The organism is Dasania marina DSM 21967 (assembly GCF_000373485.1).
In the GTDB taxonomy this organism is placed as follows: Bacteria; Pseudomonadota; Gammaproteobacteria; order Pseudomonadales; family Dasaniaceae; genus Dasania; species Dasania marina.
Map to the genome: position 1 here is coordinate 114,628 of NZ_KB891576.1, position 18,167 is coordinate 132,794.

13 protein-coding genes are annotated in these 18,167 nt (G+C 47.5%); all 13 read right to left on the reverse strand.

All coding sequences use genetic code 11. The features are described 5' to 3' along the window. Window positions 1-46 precede the first annotated feature (46 nt). Window positions 47-1,204: an MFS transporter gene (locus B067_RS19690; RefSeq protein ID WP_169335545.1), complete on the reverse strand. Its 1,158-nt coding sequence runs from the start codon at window positions 1,202-1,204 to the stop codon at window positions 47-49. A 43-nt stretch (window positions 1,205-1,247) separates the two neighbouring features. After that, window positions 1,248-2,372, reverse strand: coding sequence for a class II histone deacetylase (locus B067_RS0105155; protein WP_019528998.1), 1,125 nt, complete (start codon window positions 2,370-2,372; stop codon window positions 1,248-1,250). A 100-nt stretch (window positions 2,373-2,472) separates the two neighbouring features. Further along, window positions 2,473-4,794: a TonB-dependent receptor gene (locus B067_RS0105160; protein WP_019528999.1), complete on the reverse strand. Its 2,322-nt coding sequence runs from the start codon at window positions 4,792-4,794 to the stop codon at window positions 2,473-2,475. Between the two features lie 386 nt (window positions 4,795-5,180). Further along, window positions 5,181-7,919: a winged helix-turn-helix domain-containing protein gene (locus B067_RS0105165; RefSeq protein WP_169335546.1), complete on the reverse strand. Its 2,739-nt coding sequence runs from the start codon at window positions 7,917-7,919 to the stop codon at window positions 5,181-5,183. A gap of 171 nt (window positions 7,920-8,090) precedes the next feature. Beyond that, on the reverse strand, window positions 8,091-8,795 hold the full coding sequence (locus tag B067_RS0105170; RefSeq protein ID WP_019529001.1) for a phosphoadenylyl-sulfate reductase: 705 nt from the start codon (window positions 8,793-8,795) through the stop codon (window positions 8,091-8,093). 145 nt (window positions 8,796-8,940) lie between these two features. Beyond that, entirely contained in the window at window positions 8,941-10,341 is a 1,401-nt protein-coding gene (cysG, locus tag B067_RS19695) for a siroheme synthase CysG (protein WP_019529002.1), read from the reverse strand. 193 nt (window positions 10,342-10,534) lie between these two features. After that, the gene (gene cysI, locus B067_RS0105180) at window positions 10,535-12,259 is read right to left on the reverse strand and encodes an assimilatory sulfite reductase (NADPH) hemoprotein subunit (protein ID WP_019529003.1); all 1,725 of its coding nucleotides are present in this window, start codon (window positions 12,257-12,259) and stop codon (window positions 10,535-10,537) included. Between the two features lies 1 nt (window position 12,260). Then, the gene (locus B067_RS0105185) at window positions 12,261-14,105 is read right to left on the reverse strand and encodes an assimilatory sulfite reductase (NADPH) flavoprotein subunit (RefSeq protein WP_019529004.1); all 1,845 of its coding nucleotides are present in this window, start codon (window positions 14,103-14,105) and stop codon (window positions 12,261-12,263) included. 329 nt (window positions 14,106-14,434) lie between these two features. Continuing rightward, window positions 14,435-15,322, reverse strand: coding sequence for a cysteine synthase CysM (gene cysM, locus B067_RS0105190; protein WP_026244432.1), 888 nt, complete (start codon window positions 15,320-15,322; stop codon window positions 14,435-14,437). Continuing rightward, the gene (epsC, locus tag B067_RS0105195; protein WP_240472829.1) at window positions 15,310-16,137 is read right to left on the reverse strand and encodes a serine O-acetyltransferase EpsC; all 828 of its coding nucleotides are present in this window, start codon (window positions 16,135-16,137) and stop codon (window positions 15,310-15,312) included. The genes cysM and epsC overlap by 13 nt, the downstream gene beginning before the upstream one ends. Before the next feature lie 157 nt (window positions 16,138-16,294). Beyond that, window positions 16,295-16,753 (reverse strand): MaoC family dehydratase, encoded by a 459-nt coding sequence (locus tag B067_RS0105200; protein ID WP_019529007.1) that lies wholly within the window; start codon window positions 16,751-16,753, stop codon window positions 16,295-16,297. 25 nt (window positions 16,754-16,778) lie between these two features. Then, window positions 16,779-17,522 (reverse strand): substrate-binding periplasmic protein, encoded by a 744-nt coding sequence (locus B067_RS0105205; protein WP_019529008.1) that lies wholly within the window; start codon window positions 17,520-17,522, stop codon window positions 16,779-16,781. Between the two features lie 194 nt (window positions 17,523-17,716). Further along, entirely contained in the window at window positions 17,717-18,154 is a 438-nt protein-coding gene (locus tag B067_RS19700; RefSeq protein ID WP_019529009.1) for a hypothetical protein, read from the reverse strand. Window positions 18,155-18,167 lie beyond the last annotated feature (13 nt).

The following is an 18,167-nucleotide window of genomic DNA, read 5'->3' on the forward strand; positions in this document are numbered from 1 at the left end:
CTAACAGATTTTTAACATTATTATTAAGCGCTTGTTTAAGACATCATTAACCATTCAATGAAAAATCAGTTTTCACTTTAGTTAAAGAAAACACAGGCAAAAACAACAGCAAGCAAATACTCATACCGACTATTCCCAACCAAATAACCGGCATGTAATTAGTTCCGTTTATCAGCAAGGCGGCAACCGCAGGGCCAGTCGCCAAACCACCGCCCATAAAAATATTGGCTACAACAATAGCGCGCCCGGTTTTATCGGTGCTCGCAATAGAGGCCAATAAAAAAGGCAGCACAAATGTCCAGGCGAATTTAAATAAGGATGCGCCCATCAAATAAGCCATCTCCGATGTGTCGCCCAGTAATAGTAACAGCGAAATAAGAACGGTAATAAAACCTGCAACACCGGGTATGACACGCCCTATGCGTTTATTGAGTACAGTAGCTGAAAGCGCTCCTACTATGCCCATAAAGGAAGCTACAGAAAGGTGGTAGCCTATGGTTTTGGCATCTAGGCCAGAGGCATTTCCTATGCGTTCCAAATAGGACCAAACCCCACTTAAAGCAATATAAAAAAGATAAATACCGCTAATACCTAGGCAAGCAAGTAACAGAGGACGATAACCCGTCTCTGTTTTATCGTTGGCGGCCTCTATATGTTTAGCCGTACGCCCCTGCGGTATCATCTTAAAAAAGAAAGCCAGCACCACTAACGCCAAAGCGGCAATCAAAAAAACACTTTTTACCCCCCACATAGGCACGATATGTGGCATAAGAGCCAAGCCCACTGTACCCACGCAGAGCTGGCCAACCACCCACAAACCAAAATTTCTATCGGGATTATCTGTCATGCCTATAGAGGCCAAACATATTGACATGGCCGTACCCCCCAGTAGCCCCGACACAAATCTAATAATGAGTAATTCCGAAAAGCTGCTAAGGTTAGCGGTTATAAGGTGACAAACCGCGAGTAATACTAAGCAAGGTAATATGACCTTGCGCCAGTTCACCTTATTAAGCCATAGCAGCGCTGGCAAGGTGGCCAGCCCCATACCGGCCATATCCGCTGAAATAAGATAGCCAGCTTGCTGCGGCGTCAAACCTAGTTCGCTAACAAAAGCACCCACCAAGCCAGGAGCGATGATCAATACAAATGAGGTCAGTGCCCCCAGTGCAACCAATGTCGCAATAGCGTAGGGGCTATTCACGTTATACGCTTTTTGTTTAATCACCGCGTTTGCTTCCCGTTTATTATTTTAAATTAGCCAACAGAGCTTCGGCTGCACGTATGGCCTCGTCTTGGTGTGGCTGTAAATCTTGGCCGCCTAATGCCGCCATAATTTCGAGAAAAGGATCTGTTACATCGGTTTTAATACCCGATAATTCCTCTAACACTGCCAGCCCATAAAAAGGTACCGTGGCTGGGTTGTAACCGCCTTCATGGCACATAACCACTCGGCCATCACACACTTCATCGGCCACCTTCATGATTTTTCTGGTTAAGTTACGGTAACCTTCGCTATGCATTTGCATGCGGCCCATAGGGTCATGGGCGCCGGCATCAAAACCCGAAGGTACTATAATCAATTCCGGTTTATAGGCTTGCAGCGCCGGTATAACAACTCGGTCGAACGCCGCCTCATAGGCCCCCACCCCACTACCTGGAGGCAAGGGAATATTCATATTATAGCCCTCACCTGCGCCAGTCCCGATCTCTGTAGTAAAACCCGAATCAGCAGGAAAACACCGATCCTGATGTATGGAAATAGTTAAGGCTCTAGGGTCTTCCCAAAAACCGGCCTGGGTACCGTTACCGTGGTGTACATCCCAATCTACGGTCGCGATACGTTTTAAAGCACGCACCTCTAAGGCATGCAAACCCGCCAGTACCGCATTGGCAAACATACAAAAGCCCATGGCCATGTCGGCCAGCGCATGGTGGCCCGGCGGGCGTACCAGCGCGTAGGCATTATCGACCTCACCATTTAGCACGGCATCCACCGCGCTAATCACACCACCCGCAGAGAGTAGAGCGATATCATAAGTGCCCCTGCCCACAGGGGAAAAAATACCCCCATCACCGCCATGTGCCGCACTTAAGGCCTTAATATTGTCTAAATGCTCACGCGTATGGTGGCGTAGAATCTCTGCTTCGGTAGCAGGGCGTGCTTGAATAGATTCCAGTTTCGCCAATAAGCCACTAACCTCCAGCAGGTTACGAAAGCGGCGTTTAGTTTCAGGGTTTTCAACATGCTCCCCAGGCTGTACAGGGTTGCCATAGGGCATAATACCCGCGTAATTACCGGTGTTATGCCACATATATATTTCGTGGTACATAAAGCCAGTTTTTAATGATTTGTTGGTTGCTGAAGTCACTTTGCGCCTTCCTATAATCGTTTATGTAAGAAAAATAAGAGCCCATGCACTATGACAATGGGCCCTTCCCCTCCATGTGGGAGTCGGAGGGAAATTCCTCTTAAAAGTGGTAAGTTGCATCCACGCCATAAGTAGCGCCGATGTTGTAAGTCGAAAAGACGTTGTTATACGACGGAATTATCCAGGTAAACTCTTCGTATTCATCATTGCCAATATTTTTACCCCAGGCCGCAACCGACCACGTTTGATCCCCGGATAAATAACCGATCCGCAAGTTGACCACATCTCTGGAGTCCACTTGCGTGCGCTCAAAATTATTGGGCTCGGCAAACGTCTCACTTTTATAGCCCCATTCGGCACGGTAAGTCAGCTCGCCATCGAAAACACCCTGTGTATATTGAACGGCCGCGCTGGCGGTTAACTCTGGTGCCAGTGTCAGTTGATTGCCATTGCAGCTTTCAACATTGATAGGCAGAGTAGATCCGGTAAAAACATTACTGTTAAAGTTATCAATGGCGTTAATATCACCGCCGCAGTTATCAAAGTCTGTGTACTCACTATCGATATAACCAACACTGGCTTCGACCTGTAGGTTTTCAGTTAATAAGGCCAGTATCTCACCTTCAAAACCAAATATTTCTGCAGCTTTTGCATTGTTGATTGCAAACCCAACGCCTACGTCAGTCACCGCTAGTCGTTGCACCTGCAAATCTTCATAGTCGGTAAAGAACAGCGCGGCATTGACACGAACACGGCCATCCACTAAGTCAGCTTTATAACCCAATTCATACGACCAAACCGTTTCGCTATCAAATCCTATATCCGCACTGGGTACAATATCCGGGTTAAAACCGCCACTTTTGAACCCTCTAGATGCAGAAACATAAGCACTGGAGTTGTCACTGAGGGTATAATTCAACGCGATATTCCCCGAGATCGCTTCATCGTCTATATCTGGCGCAGTAGTTAAACTGGGGTGTGATGTGAACGTGCTATTCACTTGGCGAAAATCCATTTCTTTTGATTCTTCGGTGTAACGCAAACCTAAACTCAAAGTAAGATCTTGGTTTAGGTGATAGTTGCTATTAAAAAATAGCGCCACAGCCTGTGTATCAATTTCACTTTCGCTACTAATGGCACCGATAGGCGCTAAGGTAAACCCGTTCACATTAGTTGCACCCACTAAGAATGCAGGGGTAGCTATAGAGGTAGCACGACTCGCCTCTGCTGTTTGATCCAAATAATAAAACCCAACCATCCAGTTATAGTCTTCATTGTCCATAGATTCTAAACGCAGCTCTTGAGTAAAACTGTCTGAGCTATCACCAAACAATGAATGTGATCCAGCAATAGGCCGGGAGTCATCATCGGCCCCCAAATCAAAATCAGCTATTCGGTAAGCGGTTATCGAGGTGATGGCCATACCGTTGTCCAGCATCCAATTAACATGCAACGACGCTCCACCAACCTCTCGGTTTTCAAAAGTAGGGCCATCCTGTGAGCTCTGGTTGGGGTGCGCATCCCCCGAGTATGGATCAGTTGTCAATGTGCCTAGGTCACCACTAAAAGCAGGGGGGGAAAAGGGAAAATCCGGCGTATAATTTAACTCGGAAAAGAACCTATCCATTTTCTGTTCCAGATAATCCGCGTTAAAACTAAGTTCTAACTTTTCGCTGGCATCCCAGTTTAAACCTAAGCGAATACCTTTCTTGTCTTCTGTGTTGATATCTTTACCATTAAAATAATTTTTGGCGCTGCCATCACGCTCCTGCGAATACACACTGACTTTACCTGCCAAGTCATCCGTTAATGGCCCGGTCATAAACAGAGAGGCGTTAACGGTATTAAAATTACCGATGGTGGCCTTTGCTGTTCCTTCAAACTCTTCGTGATTAGGTTTTTTTGTGGTGATATTAATAGCACCGGCTATGGTGTTACGGCCAAAGAGTGTGCCCTGCGGGCCGCGCAGTACTTCCACCTGCGCCACATCAGCCAAAGGCTGGTTAAACGCAACAGGGCGGCCTAAATACACCTGATCGATATAGGCCCCCATACCACTTTCAAAACCGATATTTCGCGTAGTTGTGACTATGCCGCGTATGCCCATGCCAGAAAGCGCATTACCGCCACCGTCGTAAGCCATATTGGGAACACGATTAACCAAATCAACCGTTTCATTAGCGCCCATAGCCGTTAACTGGTCGCTGCCAAAAGCGGATACCGCTATGGGCACGTCCTGCAGGCTCTCCTCCCTCTTACGAGCGGTGACGACCACTTCCTCTAGAGCAAATTTTTCTGCCGCATGGGCAGAAACCGGAAACTGCGATGCCAAAAAGACACTGACCCCGCTCACCGCTACGGCTTTAGCGATTGCGTGATTAATCTTATTACGTCTAAATGGAAGCTGCTTAATGGTGTTCATACAAATCTCCTACCTTCATGCTATTTATTATGATTTATGACAATGTGGAAATACTCTATGTGAACAAAACTACTACTTCGACTAACTGAGAACACCACTCATTATGGGTGTTCTATACCCCACCCCACCCCACCCGAAAGTAGGGCTAGGCTGAAATAGGTGGATATTTAACGTAAGGTTTCAAGTGGGATATGTAGCAGGAAATACTGAAATATATACGCCTAAAAACGGCTAAGTCTTTGAAATAAAAAGTTTTTGTATAATAGTGCAGCGCCACTTTTATAAATGACACTAAAAAGAAGGCGTGAAAATCATAGGTTTGAGTAGCCTTGGCGCAGGCTAACAAAAAAGGGGAATAAACTGTTACTAAGATTACCAACGAAGTATTAACTGCTTATAAGCTTTAATTCCTGTGCGGTAATAACCGCCGCCGTACGGTTCTTAACGCCTAATTTTCCATAGATGTTTTTACCGTGCCACTTAACGGTGTTTTCACTGATATGCAGCATATCGGCAATCAATTGATTGGATTTTCCTTCCGCGATTAACTTCAAAACATCCAGCTCTCTTTGGCTAAGAGGCTCAATCAGACCCATCTGGGCGCTCTGGTTAAGAGGCGACTGCAGGCGTGAGGCTTCTAGACCTATAGCCTGATTAAGTACTTCTAGCATATACCTAGACATGGGGTTATTGGTAAGATCAGCCTCGCAGCACAACGCTAACACATCCGATAAGCCCGGCCCCTCATCGATAAAAATACGCAATAAGTCATTCGCCCCTGCCTGCGATAGCGCTAGCAGCATAGACTCTACAGCCTGTGATTGCTTGCCTGCCTTTAACTGAGCCTGAGCTAGCAACAGTAGCGACTCTATAGCCCTATGCCCTAAGCCCAGCCGATACGCTATATTATAAAGCCCCTGGCTCACCGCTATCAGTGCATCCCACTGACCGCTGATCAGCAATAAACGGGCTTGAATAAATTGCTGTTGAAACACCGCTCTATCCCACTGGCTATCAGCTTTTATAAAAGGATCATCTAGCGGAATTTCCAACAACGAAGCGGCCTGCAAGGCTTCAAAATGCTTACCAGCGCGTAATAATAGTTTGATACGGTGGTAACTGACAAATAGACGGTGATAGTTATTTGATTTACTTAAGGGTAAAAAGTCGGCCAGGTGATCCATTATTTTTAACGCGGTAGTGTAATCTTCTTTAGCGGCAAAGCATTTGGCTAAGGTTGTATAGCCCAACTGCAGCAAGCTGATATGGCCCACCTCCTCTATCAGCTTTAAGTTTGGCTGTAATAATTGTATAGCCTGCTCTTGTTGATTCATTTCATAGCAAATTGCACCACGCAAGACATTGAGCGCAGGGGTAATGTAAACGGTTTCTTCGTGCCGGCTGAGCAAATCGGTTTGAAATTCATTAAGCACCCCTAGGGCCCGCTTTACGTTACCCTGGGTATATTCTATTAATCCCAAAAAGCACACCGAATACATCATGCCAAAATATGAATTAATTTTTTGGTGAGCAACCCGGGCATAGGAAATATGCTGTTTAGCCTTTTCAAACTCCCCTAGCACAAAATAACTATAGCCTTTAACGTTATTAATAACGCCTTCCATAAAGTCTTGATGGGAGTGCAGCTCTTCCGGCGAAAAACGAATCACATCAGCCACATTATCCAGCGACATACTAATACTGGCATTTAAAATGGCCATTTCATCGGCAAACTCTACCGCAGAATTTTTAGACAGCTCACCTTCAGCGGCCATGGTAGCGACTATTACTTCCAGCTGATCACGAATAACGATAGCCTCATCGATTTGATTCATATGATACAAAGCTGTGCTGTGCAGCAACATAAGATTGGGGCGCTTAAGGCGCACCTCCAGCGGTATTTTGTTAATCCACGCCGTAACCCTAGGCATACGCCCCTGCATAAACTCTTCTATTGCGCGCTGTTCTATCAGCTCTGCGGCAACGCTCATATCACCAGCACGCAGCGCATAGTCTACCGCCTCGCGTAGATAGCCGTTCTCTTTAAACCAGATACAGGCCTTGCGACAAAGGGTCTGGCTGCAATCTATAGCAGCGCATCTGGCAGCAGCTTGTAGAAATTCCTGAAACAAGTGATGAAAACGGTACCAGTTGCGGTCTTGATCAAGGGGGATAATAAACAGATTATCCGCATCCAGTTTTTGTATTATTTGCTGCGAGCCTGATTGCTCTAAAACATAATCACAAAGATCACCATTCAAACGATCAAACACAGAACAGCTTAATAAAAAATCTTTTACTTCCTGCGGCTGTTGATTTAATACGGCGGCGGTAAGATAGTCTGCTACATCTTGAATATTCCCCGAAAAACGATGTATCACCTCATCCTTATTTTCTGCTTCGCGCAGAGACAGCGAGGCCAGCTGTAAGCCTGCCGCCCAACCTTCGCAGTGTTCATTTAATGTTAATAGCTGTTCTTTAGAAAGCGGGAGCTTGCGTAGCTCCAGCATAAACTCCTCTGACTCATCAAAGTCAAAGCGCAGCTTTTCAGCGGGTATTTGCATTAAGTCATTTCTAACTCGCAAATTAGCCAAAGGCAGTGCCGGAACTGAGCGACCAGAGATGACCACATGGAAATTAGCCGGCGATAAGTTCAGTAATAACTCCAGAAAATCTATAATCTCTTCCGATTCAATAAAATGTATATCATCAAGAAACAGGTAGGTTTCTTTATCCAGCTGTATAAGGTCATTAACCAGTGAGCCCAAGGGTTTTGAAATATCCAACACGGGAGTATTTTCGAGGTACTGCAAGGTGTCGGCACCGATTCTGGTGTCTATTTCCTGCAAAGCGGCTATCACATACCTTAAAAAAATTCTGGGATCGTTATCGTTAATATCCAGTGACAACCAGCAAACTGCATTGCCTGATCCCTGCAAACTTTCATACCACTGCCCCAGCAATGTGGTTTTTCCAAAGCCCGCTGGCGCTGTAATCAATGTTAATTTTCGGTGCACCGCGTGCGCTAATTTCTTAAGTAGCTTGTTACGTATGACAACTCCCGAATGATGAACCGGGGCAAAGAGTTTGGTTTTTATTAGGGCAGATAAATTATTTTTATTCATAAAGCATAACTTTGGCATACACCTCTGAGTGTGAAAAGCTTAGTGCTGGCTGGTATTAAATTTAGTCGCCGCCAGTATTCTACACACAATTGCCGCTGGCGGTTAAGCCACAAGCTTACAAAAGCTTAGCTGAAAACAAAAAATCCCCGCAATGCGGGGATTTTTTAAATACTATTTCAAAATAGTCACCGGCGCTTCCGCCACGTGCAAACCACACTCCTGGCCACCTTCACGCTGCTCCCACCACCAACGGCCGGCGCGTACATCTTCGCCTGGCTGCACTGCACGGGTACAAGGGGCGCAACCTATGCTGGGGAAGCCTTGGTCGTGTAAAGGGTTGTAGGGTACGTGCTCGGCGTGCAGGTATTGCCACAACTCGGCCTCTGTCCAGCTAGCCAGCGGGTTGTATTTCCACAGGTCATTGCCCTCGTCCCACTCTTTAGCGTCTATACCGGCGCGTGAGAGGGATTGCTCGCTGCGCATGCCGGTAATCCACGCTTCTTTACCGGATAAGGCGCGTTTTAATGGCTCTACTTTACGTATATAACAGCAGCTTTTGCGGGATTCTAAGGAATTGTAAAAACCATTAATACCGTTTTCAGCCACGTAATTTTGGGTGGCTTCGGCCTGGGGGTAATACACATGCACGCGGTAATCGTAACGCGACTCTATGGTAGAGAGCAGGTTTACCGTTTCGGGGTGCAGGCGGCCGGTATCCAGCGAGAAAATATCGATAGCAATTTTGTTACGCAAAATCACATGGGTTAGCAGCATGTCTTCTGCGCCCAAGCTGTTAGCCAAAACTATGCCCTTGTGCGCTTGCGCCATGGCCTGTAAATCGGCGATTAGGGTGTTTACTTTGTCTGCCAATGTCACGGCAATCTCCTACTTTTTAAAAACGAAGCTATACGTACTTAAGCCCAAAGGCTTAGTGAAGTCGCGTATTATGGGAAATATTAAACATGAAATAAAATACTAACTATCACTAAGCTAATAACTAAAAAGCATAACCTAGTGAGGGCTAGTATAGCGGCTTAGCGCCAAACCAGTGGTAGTCGCCCAACTGCTCACAAACCTCACCCACCAAGATGATAGCCGGTGATTTCACCTCGTGACGCTGTATTAGCTGGGCTAAGTCTTTAAGCTCACCGCCTACGCTACGCTGCTGGGGGCGGCTGGCGTTTTCTATAATCGCCACTGGCGTATTAGGGGCACGGCCATGCTGTATCAACTGCCGCTGTATATCCGCTGATTGATGCAGGCCCATATAAATAGCTAGGGTTTGCTGGCTTTTGGCTAGGCTAGCCCAGTCTAGGTCGCCACCCTCTTGCCCGTGGCCGGTAACAAATACAGTGGACTGGGCATAGTCGCGGTGGGTTAAGGCCACACCGGTATAAGCCGCTGCTGCTGCCGCTGCGGTAATGCCCGGCACTACGTCAAAACTAATGCCCGCCTCGTCTAAGGCCTGCAGCTCTTCGCCGCCACGGCCAAATACAAAGGGGTCGCCGCCCTTGAGGCGCACTACCCGATTACCCGCCAGCGCTGAGGCGACTAAGCGCGCCTGTATCTCTTCTTGCGGCACGCTGTGAAAGCCTTTGGTTTTGCCTACATAGATAAAATCGGCATCGCGTCTGGCGCGCTCTAAAATACTTTTATCGACTAGGGCGTCGTAAAAAATGACATCGGCCTGCTGTAAACGCAGCTGCGCTTTTAAGGTCAGCAATTCGGCATCACCGGGGCCTGCGCCGACTAGGCTAACGTGGCCTAGCTTTAACGTTTCCCTATTGGCACTGCAATCATCTAACAATTGTTGGGCTAACTGCTCAGCTTGTTGCTGTTGGCCGCCAGCGAGTTGCTGAGTAATTTCAGAATCTAACAAGCGCTCCCAAAAGTTGCGACGGCTATCAAAAGTGGGCAGGCTTTGTTTTACTTTATCGCGCCAACGGCCCATAAGCTGGGCAACATCGGCAATGGCCTGAGGCAGTAAATTATCGATTTGCGCCCGTAGGCGGCGCGCTAATACCGGTGCGTTACCACCACTGGAAATAGCTACTTGTATATCGCCGCGATCTACCACTGCCGGCATAATAAATTCGCTATGCTGAGGGTCGTCGACACTATTACACCAGATGCATTGCGCTACGGCGGCGGCCTGCACTTGCTGATTCACTGCGCTGTCGTCGGTAGCGGCTACCACCAACCAACATTGAGTGACGTCATCGGCGCTAAAGTTTTTTAGGTGTAAGGTCAGCTGCTGTTGCTGCGCCCAGCCCTGCACCGTGGCGCAAGCTTTAGCTGCCACTACGTGTATATCGGCACCGGCTTTTTGTAGCATCTCAATTTTTCTAGTGGCTACTTTACCGGCGCCTACCACCAACACTTTTTTATGCTGCAGGTCGGCAAATATAGGGAAAAACTTCATAGTCAGTCGTTACGCCTGATAGTTTTGCTTGATAGCCACTGTCGCTACAGCCCTTGCTCATCATTAACAAAAAAGCCTTATTCAGGGCCTGTATAACACAGTGAATAAGGCTTTTTATTATGGAAGATTTCTTCGCTAAGCGAAGAAATCTTATGCGCTTTTAAGTTTATTTAAAAACGAAGCTTCTTTCTATTTAGGCTTCTTTACGATGAAAGTCCTGTGGGCCTTCATAGGCTTTAATCTCGCCGGTACGCACTAAGAAATCACCAAAACGCTCATCGGTTTTACGAGTAGCGGCGTACTTGCCTAACAGTTCATCGGCAATAGTCAAAATTTCTGACTCGTCGATATTCTCTTCATACAAAGCACTAAAACGCTCACCGTGGCCACCGGCACCTAGGTACATATTGTAGCGGCCTGGGCCTTTACCGATAAAGCTCATTTCAGCTAACACTGCACGGCCACAGCCGTTGGGGCAGCCTTGCATGCGTATAGTAATAGGCTGATCGGCAATACCGTGTTTTTCGGCTAGTTTCTCTATATGGGTTACTAAGCTAGGCAAGTAACGCTCACTCTCAGCCATGGCCAAGGGGCAAGTAGGCAGTGCCACACAGGCCATAGAGTTTTGGCGTATTAGCGATACTTGTGGCCCAGTTTGTAAACCGTACTGCTCTACCAAAGCTTCAATTTGCGGGCGATTTTCCGGCGTAATATTAGCAATAATAATATTTTGGTTAGGGGTCATGCGGAAGTCACCTTGGTGTACTTCGGCAATGGCGCGCATACCCGTTAATAATTGCAAACCTTGCTCGGCGTCATCTTTGATGCGGCCGTTTTCTATAAATAAGTTTAGGTGCCAGTTACCGTCGTGGCCCTCTATCCAACCGTAGCGATCGCTGTTGCTGATAAATTCAAAAGGCCTATCAGCTTGCAGTTTAAAACCACAGCGCTTTTCTAGCTCTTCTTTAAACCATTCTATGCTGCGGTCACCAATAGTGTATTTAAAGCGGGCAAAGCGACGCTCGACACGATTGCCGTAGTCACGCTGAATTCTTACGGTTTCTTCGGCCACTTTTAGCATTTGATCAGGGGTACAAAAACCGATGTGATCCGCTAAACGCGCATAGGTTTTAGGGTCACCGTGAGTCATGCCCAAGCCACCACCCGCGGTGATGTTATAACCTACTAATTTGCCGTCTTCGATAATGGCGATGTAACCCAAGCAGTGCGCGTAAATATCCACGTCGTTGTATGGGGGCACGGCCACTACCACTTTAAATTTACGCGGCAGGTAGTAAGGGCCGTAAATAGGCTCTTCTACATTTTCGGGGTTTTCAACTTTCTCACCGTCTAACCACAGGTCGTAGTAGGCGCGCGTTTCTGGCAGCAAATGCTCAGATAATTTTTTCGCCCAGCCAAACACTTCTTCATGGGCGTGACTGTCTACCGGATTAGGGTTACACATAACGTTACGGTTAACGTCACCACAACCACAAATGCTATCCATTAATACTTTGTTCATGGCTTGGAAAGTGGGCTTTAAATCACTTTTAATTACGCCGTGTAACTGGAAGGTTTGACGAGTAGTAATACGAATTGAGCTGTTGGCATACTCTTGGCACATTTCATCCAGCGCCAACCACTGCTTGGGTGAACATACGCCACCCGGTATGCGCGCACGTATCATAAAGCTGTACTCAGGCTCTAAGAATTGCTTTTTACGCTCGTGCTGGTTTTCGCGGTCAAACTGCTGGTAAGTACCGTGGTGTTTTAGGGTGTGGATATCGCTATCGGCAACCGCGCCACTTAATTGGTCAGCAACGCTTTCGTTTAAAGTGCTGCGTAAACCTTTGCTGGCTGCTTTACCTTTTTCTATATCGGTAACGGGTATGTAGTTAGGATCGGCTAGATATGTCATCTTAATATACGTCCTTCTGGTAGCGACCTTTGCGCTGTAAATCGTCTAAGTAAGCTTTCGCGAACTCTATACCTTTGTCGTTGTGCGCGGCGATAACATCTATCAACGCCTGCTCTACACCTTTGGCCATGGCATCTTTATCACCACAAACATAAAAGTGTGCGCCTTTTTCCAACCAGGTAAATATGTCTTCACCCTGTTGGCGTATGCGATCCTGCACATAGATGCGCTCAGCTTGATCGCGGGAGAAGGCTAAATCGATACGGCTTAATAAACCGGATTTATGCCAGGCCTGCCATTGGGTTTGGTATAAAAATTCGTAACGGGCATTGGAGTTGCCAAAGAACAACCAGCTCTCGCCTTGCGCACCTTGTGCTTCACGCTCTTGCATAAAGCCGCGATAAGGAGCAACACCGGTACCGGCACCTACCATAATAATAGGCGTGTCTGTGCTTTCAGGTAAATGAAAGTGGCGGTTAGGCTCTATAAACACTTTCGCCTTGTCATCGTCGGTTAAAGACGCTAAGTAGTGCGAAGCGCCACCAAAACGTTTTTTGCCCTGACGCTCTGCTACCACTTCGCGCACGGTGACATGCACCTCTTCTTCCACCGCGCTTTGGCTAGAGGCGATAGAATATAAACGGGGTGTTAGCGGGCGCAGTTGATCAAACAACTCTTGCGCTTGCCAGCCATGTGGCATTTCTGCCAACACTTCTACCACTTGGCGCGTATAAAGAGCCGCTAAGAAGTCAGCGCGTTCGCCTTCGGCTAAGCCTTTCCACACTAAGCGCCTATCATTTTCACCGCTGTTTTCTACCAAGTACTCAACCAGTTTAGGGTGTAATAAAGTTAACTCCCTATCGCTGAGTAAAGCCTCACGCAGTGTTTTTTGCTGTTTGTTGCTGGTGATCTCAGTGTCGCCCTCTAATTGGGTGACCGCTAAAATCTCTTCCACTAGCTCAGCATCGTTGCTGTGCCAAATACCTAAGGCATCACCAGGCTGATAGCTCAAGCCTGAGTCTTCCAAAGAGATTTCTACGTGCATAATCTTTTTCTCACTACCGCTGCCGGTAATGGCGAAGTTATCAATAATATCTGCACTGAAGGGAGCAAATTTATTGTAGGCACTTTCAGCAACCAAGCTTAACGCCGGTGCTGCCGCCGCAGCCGCTGCCGCGCTGCCCGCATTCGCCAAGTTATCTTGCCAGTAGCCCTGCCACTGCTCTAACCATTGATCGGTTTCGGCCTGGTAATCGATGTCGGCATCTAGGCGATCGCCTATACGGCTAGCGCCTAATTCGGCCAAGCGTTCATCAAAGTCTTTACCGGTTTTGCAGTAAAACTCGTAGCTGGAATCACCTAAGCCTATTACGCTGTAGCTAAGGTTAGCCAACTTGGGCGCTTTTTTACCTTGCACAAACTCTAAGAAGCCGCGCGCTGAATCGGGTGGATCGCCCTCGCCTTGGGTGCTGACCACTATCGCTAGATGGGTTTCGCTTTTTAGGTGGCGTGCGTTGTAATCTTCCATATCTAGCAATTTGACCGCTGCGCCTTTGCTGCTTAAGTGGGCGTGTAAACGCTCAGCAACACCGCGGGCATTACCCGTTTGCGAACCGTATAACACGGTAATCGTGGCGCCGGGAGCAGCCTCAACAGCAGGCGCGGTTGCACCCGCAGCCAAAGACTGGCCGCTTAAACCGGCAAAATAACCGCTTAACCAGATTAACTGCTGTGGTTGCAGATCAGTAATAGCGCCCTGTACACGGCCCATTTGTTCAGTGCTCAACAAGCCCTGTGGGCCTGTTTGAGCCACGGCCAGCTGCGCCGCAGATTTTTCATTTGACATAAGTCGTCTCAAATAATTAATCTAAAAAATTCAAATATTACTGGAGCTAAGTACTCCAGCCACTAACGTCAGCGCACTAACTCTAGCGCGACAAATAGATAAACACCCTAGCTTGCCCCGCCCAGCACTACCGCCGATTTCACAGCTGATATAGGTAGCAGGTAGAGGCAGCATAAGCCGCCTATTTAGCATGGTGGCGCGCATTATGAAGCATTCTTTTAATCAAATAAAAGACTAAGTATTAATAAGATAATAACTTTTTGATATAAGGTAAGATTGTATTCTCTACGGCTATCATCTTGGACTATCTAATGTTATCTCGGGTGCCGCTACTGGAATAAATCCGAGCTTAAATAGCGATCGCCGCGGTCACATATCACACACACTATCACCCCGGAAGCTATCGTTTCTGCGACTTTAGCGGCCACAGCTACTGCACCACCGCTACTCATCCCGCAAAACAGCCCTTCCTCACGCGCTAAACGGCGCGTCATTATACGTGCTTCTTGCTCAGATATCTCTATGACTTGGTCAACTCTTTTACTATCGAAAATTTTAGGCATATAGGCCGCCGGCCATTTACGTATACCGGGTATTTGCGAACCATCGGTGGGCTGGGCACCGATAATCTGTATAGCCGGGTTTTGCTGCTTCAGGTATTGCGACACCCCCATAATAGTGCCGGTGGTGCCCATGGAGGAAACAAAGTGGCTAACATCACCCGCGGTATCGCGCCATATTTCAGGGCCAGTGGTTTCAAAATGGGCGCGGTAATTATCGGGATTGGCAAATTGATTGAGCATCTTATAGCCGCCCTGCGCAACCTTGTCCTCGGCATAGTCTCTCGCTGCCTCCATGCCACCTTTGGCGGAGGTCAAGGTTACGGTAGCGCCATAGGCACGCATGGTGAGTACGCGCTCAGCAGTGGCGCTCTCGGGCATTACTAGCTCTATCTCCAGGCCATGCAGGCTGGCTATCATGGCCAGCGCTATGCCAGTGTTGCCGCTGGTGGCCTCTATCAGTTTCACCCCAGGGCTAAGCTCGCCACGATCCAGTGCGCCTTGAATCATAAAGGCGGCAGCTCGATCTTTAACGCTACCGCCGGGGTTTTGGCCCTCTAGCTTAGCCAGCACCTTAACCCCAGGTTGTTGCACCACGTTTTGCAGCTCAACTAAGGGAGTATTACCAATTAGCTGCAATAAGTTCATAAACTGGATTCACCCAGTTTTTCTGAACAATCTGCCTGTTTAATCTGAATTTCTGGCTGGTGATACACCCGTGAGCAATGCGGCACCGATTTAGTCAACCAGACGTTACCGCCTATGATGCTATCGGCCCCCACCACGGTATCGCCGCCCAATATGGTCGCCCCGGCATATATCACCACATTGTCTTCTATAGTGGGGTGACGCTTACGGTCAGCCATACTTTTATCAACACTGAGCGCACCCAAGGTTACCCCTTGATACAGTTTGACATGCTCACCTATCACCGAGGTTTCACCTATCACCACGCCACCGCCGTGATCTATGCAGAAAAAGCGGCCTATATGTGCTGAGGGATGTATCTCTATGCCGGTGCGGCTGCTGGCAAACTCACTGAGTATACGCGGCAGCAAAGGTACTTTTAGCTTATCCAGCAAATGGGCGATGCGATACAGGGCGATGGCATAAAAACCGGGGTAAGTAGCGATAATTTCCAAGCGGCTTTTCGCTGCCGGATCACCGCGCTCTATGGCGATTAAGTCGTCTTGTAATAAATCAATAATCGCAGGCAGCTCCATTTCGAACTGCTCACGTAGAATCGCTGGAGCACGCTCATCACCTGCGGCGGCAAACACCACACTCAGTAGGCACTCAAAATCTAGCTGAAACTGGACATAGGCACGACTAAACTCCGCCTCATCAGAAAACTCTTGCTGCAGACGTTCGGGGAATAAAAAAGCCAGTAGCTCATCGACCCAAGCCAACACTTCATCTCTATGGGGCAATCGAGAGGCGTGCTTATAGCGGCAATATAATGTTGAACTCAAAGATTCCATGCATCACAACCTATGATTGAAGAGAATGGTTTAATAAGACTTTAACCAGCCTTATGGAAGGAGTAGTAAGCCAGTGATCATAACGGAAAGTTAGAATTGGGTAAATAGAACGGCCATGCCTATGACCAAGTGACAACCCGGGAATCGCCTAATACCAGCGCTTTAATAGCTCGGCTACGCACACTGGCCGTTGATAATTTTCAGCCTCAAAATGCAATTGATATTTAACATCGACATAATCAGCCTGCGCTGTTACAGCTATCACCGTTACCCGCAGCCTAAGCTTATCACCCACTTTTAAGGGGCTGATAAAGCGCAAACTATCAAAGCCGCGATTAACACCCATACGGCTATCGACGACGGTGAAAATTTGATCCATAAACTGCGGCGCTAAGGCAATAATTAAATAGCCGTGGGCTATGCTGCCACCAAAGGGGCTTTCGACAGCGGCGCGCTCGGGGTTAGTGTGTATCCATTGCTGATCACCAGCAATGGCTGCGAACTGATCTACACGCTCTTGCGCTATCAGCAGCCACGGGGAAACACCCAGCTCTTTATCAATATATAAGGCAAAATCCGCCGCCTTTAGCGCTATAGCACTGTTCATAGTAGGCAGGATGGATTCAGAGGTTTTATTTCCAATCTGTTAACCCGTATTGGTTCATGATTTTTTCTAACTCGCCGCTGGCTCTCAGCTCTCTAATCACAGTATCTACCCGCTTAACCAGCTTTTTAGAACTTGCTTTAGCAGGCGAACAAGCGATATACATAGGCTGGGGTAAGTTAGTATGACCTACCCGTTTAATTTTGCCGCTTAACCCCATTTGCAATATTTTGGCATTGGCTACCGGCTCACTTTCTACCAAAGTATCTATACGACCCGCTGCTAATTTTTTAAAGTTTTTCTCCAGCGCATCGACACCAGAAAGCGCCTTAAACACATCTTTGCGGGTTTTTACTAGGGCATCAATTTCATCTTCATAGGAATAACCTTTGATAATCCCCACTTTTCTAGCTAGCAATGACTCCACACCTTGGTAGCTCCAGCTATCCGCAGACCTGACATACACAGCTGTTTGATTGACGCCCCAGCTCTCTTCGGGAAACACAAAGCCTGGCGCATCTTCTTTAAAAGCACCTATCACGCAATCAAAACTGCCATTTTTAACCTCTTCTACCGCGCGCTGCCAAGACATTAGCTTGTAATCAACACTATCAAAGGTGCGCTCAGCAAAGTCTATAAGAAAGCCGGCAGGTTTTTGCCCTGGCGTGCCGTTCATGGGAAACCACTCATCTGTACGTATGCTCACAGACTGAGCAAAACTGACATGGGCGAAAACCCATATCATAGTTATCAATAATAAACGCACATTCATCTCCATTTAGTTTCTTTATTCTTATCATAAAAACTAGGCACAACAACACTATACCTAGGCGCTTATAGATAGTAGAGCAAGGCTATCAAAAAACCATTGCCCCACTAACAATACACTACTTAGCCATGACGGTAGCAAGCACGCCTAGCATTACCAATACCCCTATGGGGTTGGATAAGTTTTATACAGCACTATCAGTAAAAGCCTAAACAATCCCTAGCCGCCAGCTTCTGCCACAGTAGGTTATCTTCGCAGGTGAAAGCTGAGAGCAACTCTATAGAACCTACAATGACACTGTTTAGTTGCGTCAACTCAGCGATGGGCACTTTATATTCTAAGTGCTCATCATAACCCACCGTTTGCAGCTCAAAACCTGCTATAAACTCCTGCGGCACAGTAAAGCGCACCACAAAACCGGCACTGTGCTCCACCGCATGCCACTGCCGCGCTAAGGACTCTGCATAAATACGATGCAGCTTGGGGTAAAAGTGTAGCTGCTCAGGCGTATCGGGGCTAAGGCAGCGCCAGCCCGACCGGATTAATGCCGCTAATTGCACTGGGGTGATAGGTTTATATAAATCGATGCCTTTAGCGCTGGTATCAGTGATGCTCTCAATGATGGTATGACTCATGGTTTTTTACCTT

Bases quoted from the DNA above. Each gene is read 5' to 3' on its own strand.
- B067_RS19700 (WP_019529009.1), bottom strand. From the start codon at position 18,154: ATGAGTCATACCATCATTGAGAGCATCACTGATACCAGCGCTAAAGGC.
- B067_RS0105165 (WP_169335546.1), bottom strand. From the start codon at position 7,919: ATGAATAAAAATAATTTATCTGCCCTAATAAAAACCAAACTCTTTGCC.
- B067_RS0105185 (WP_019529004.1), bottom strand. From the start codon at position 14,105: ATGTCAAATGAAAAATCTGCGGCGCAGCTGGCCGTGGCTCAAACAGGC.
- cysI (WP_019529003.1), bottom strand. From the start codon at position 12,259: ATGACATATCTAGCCGATCCTAACTACATACCCGTTACCGATATAGAA.
- B067_RS0105205 (WP_019529008.1), bottom strand. From the start codon at position 17,522: ATGAATGTGCGTTTATTATTGATAACTATGATATGGGTTTTCGCCCAT.
- B067_RS0105200 (WP_019529007.1), bottom strand. From the start codon at position 16,753: ATGAACAGTGCTATAGCGCTAAAGGCGGCGGATTTTGCCTTATATATT.
- cysG (WP_019529002.1), bottom strand. From the start codon at position 10,341: ATGAAGTTTTTCCCTATATTTGCCGACCTGCAGCATAAAAAAGTGTTG.
- B067_RS0105160 (WP_019528999.1), bottom strand. From the start codon at position 4,794: ATGAACACCATTAAGCAGCTTCCATTTAGACGTAATAAGATTAATCAC.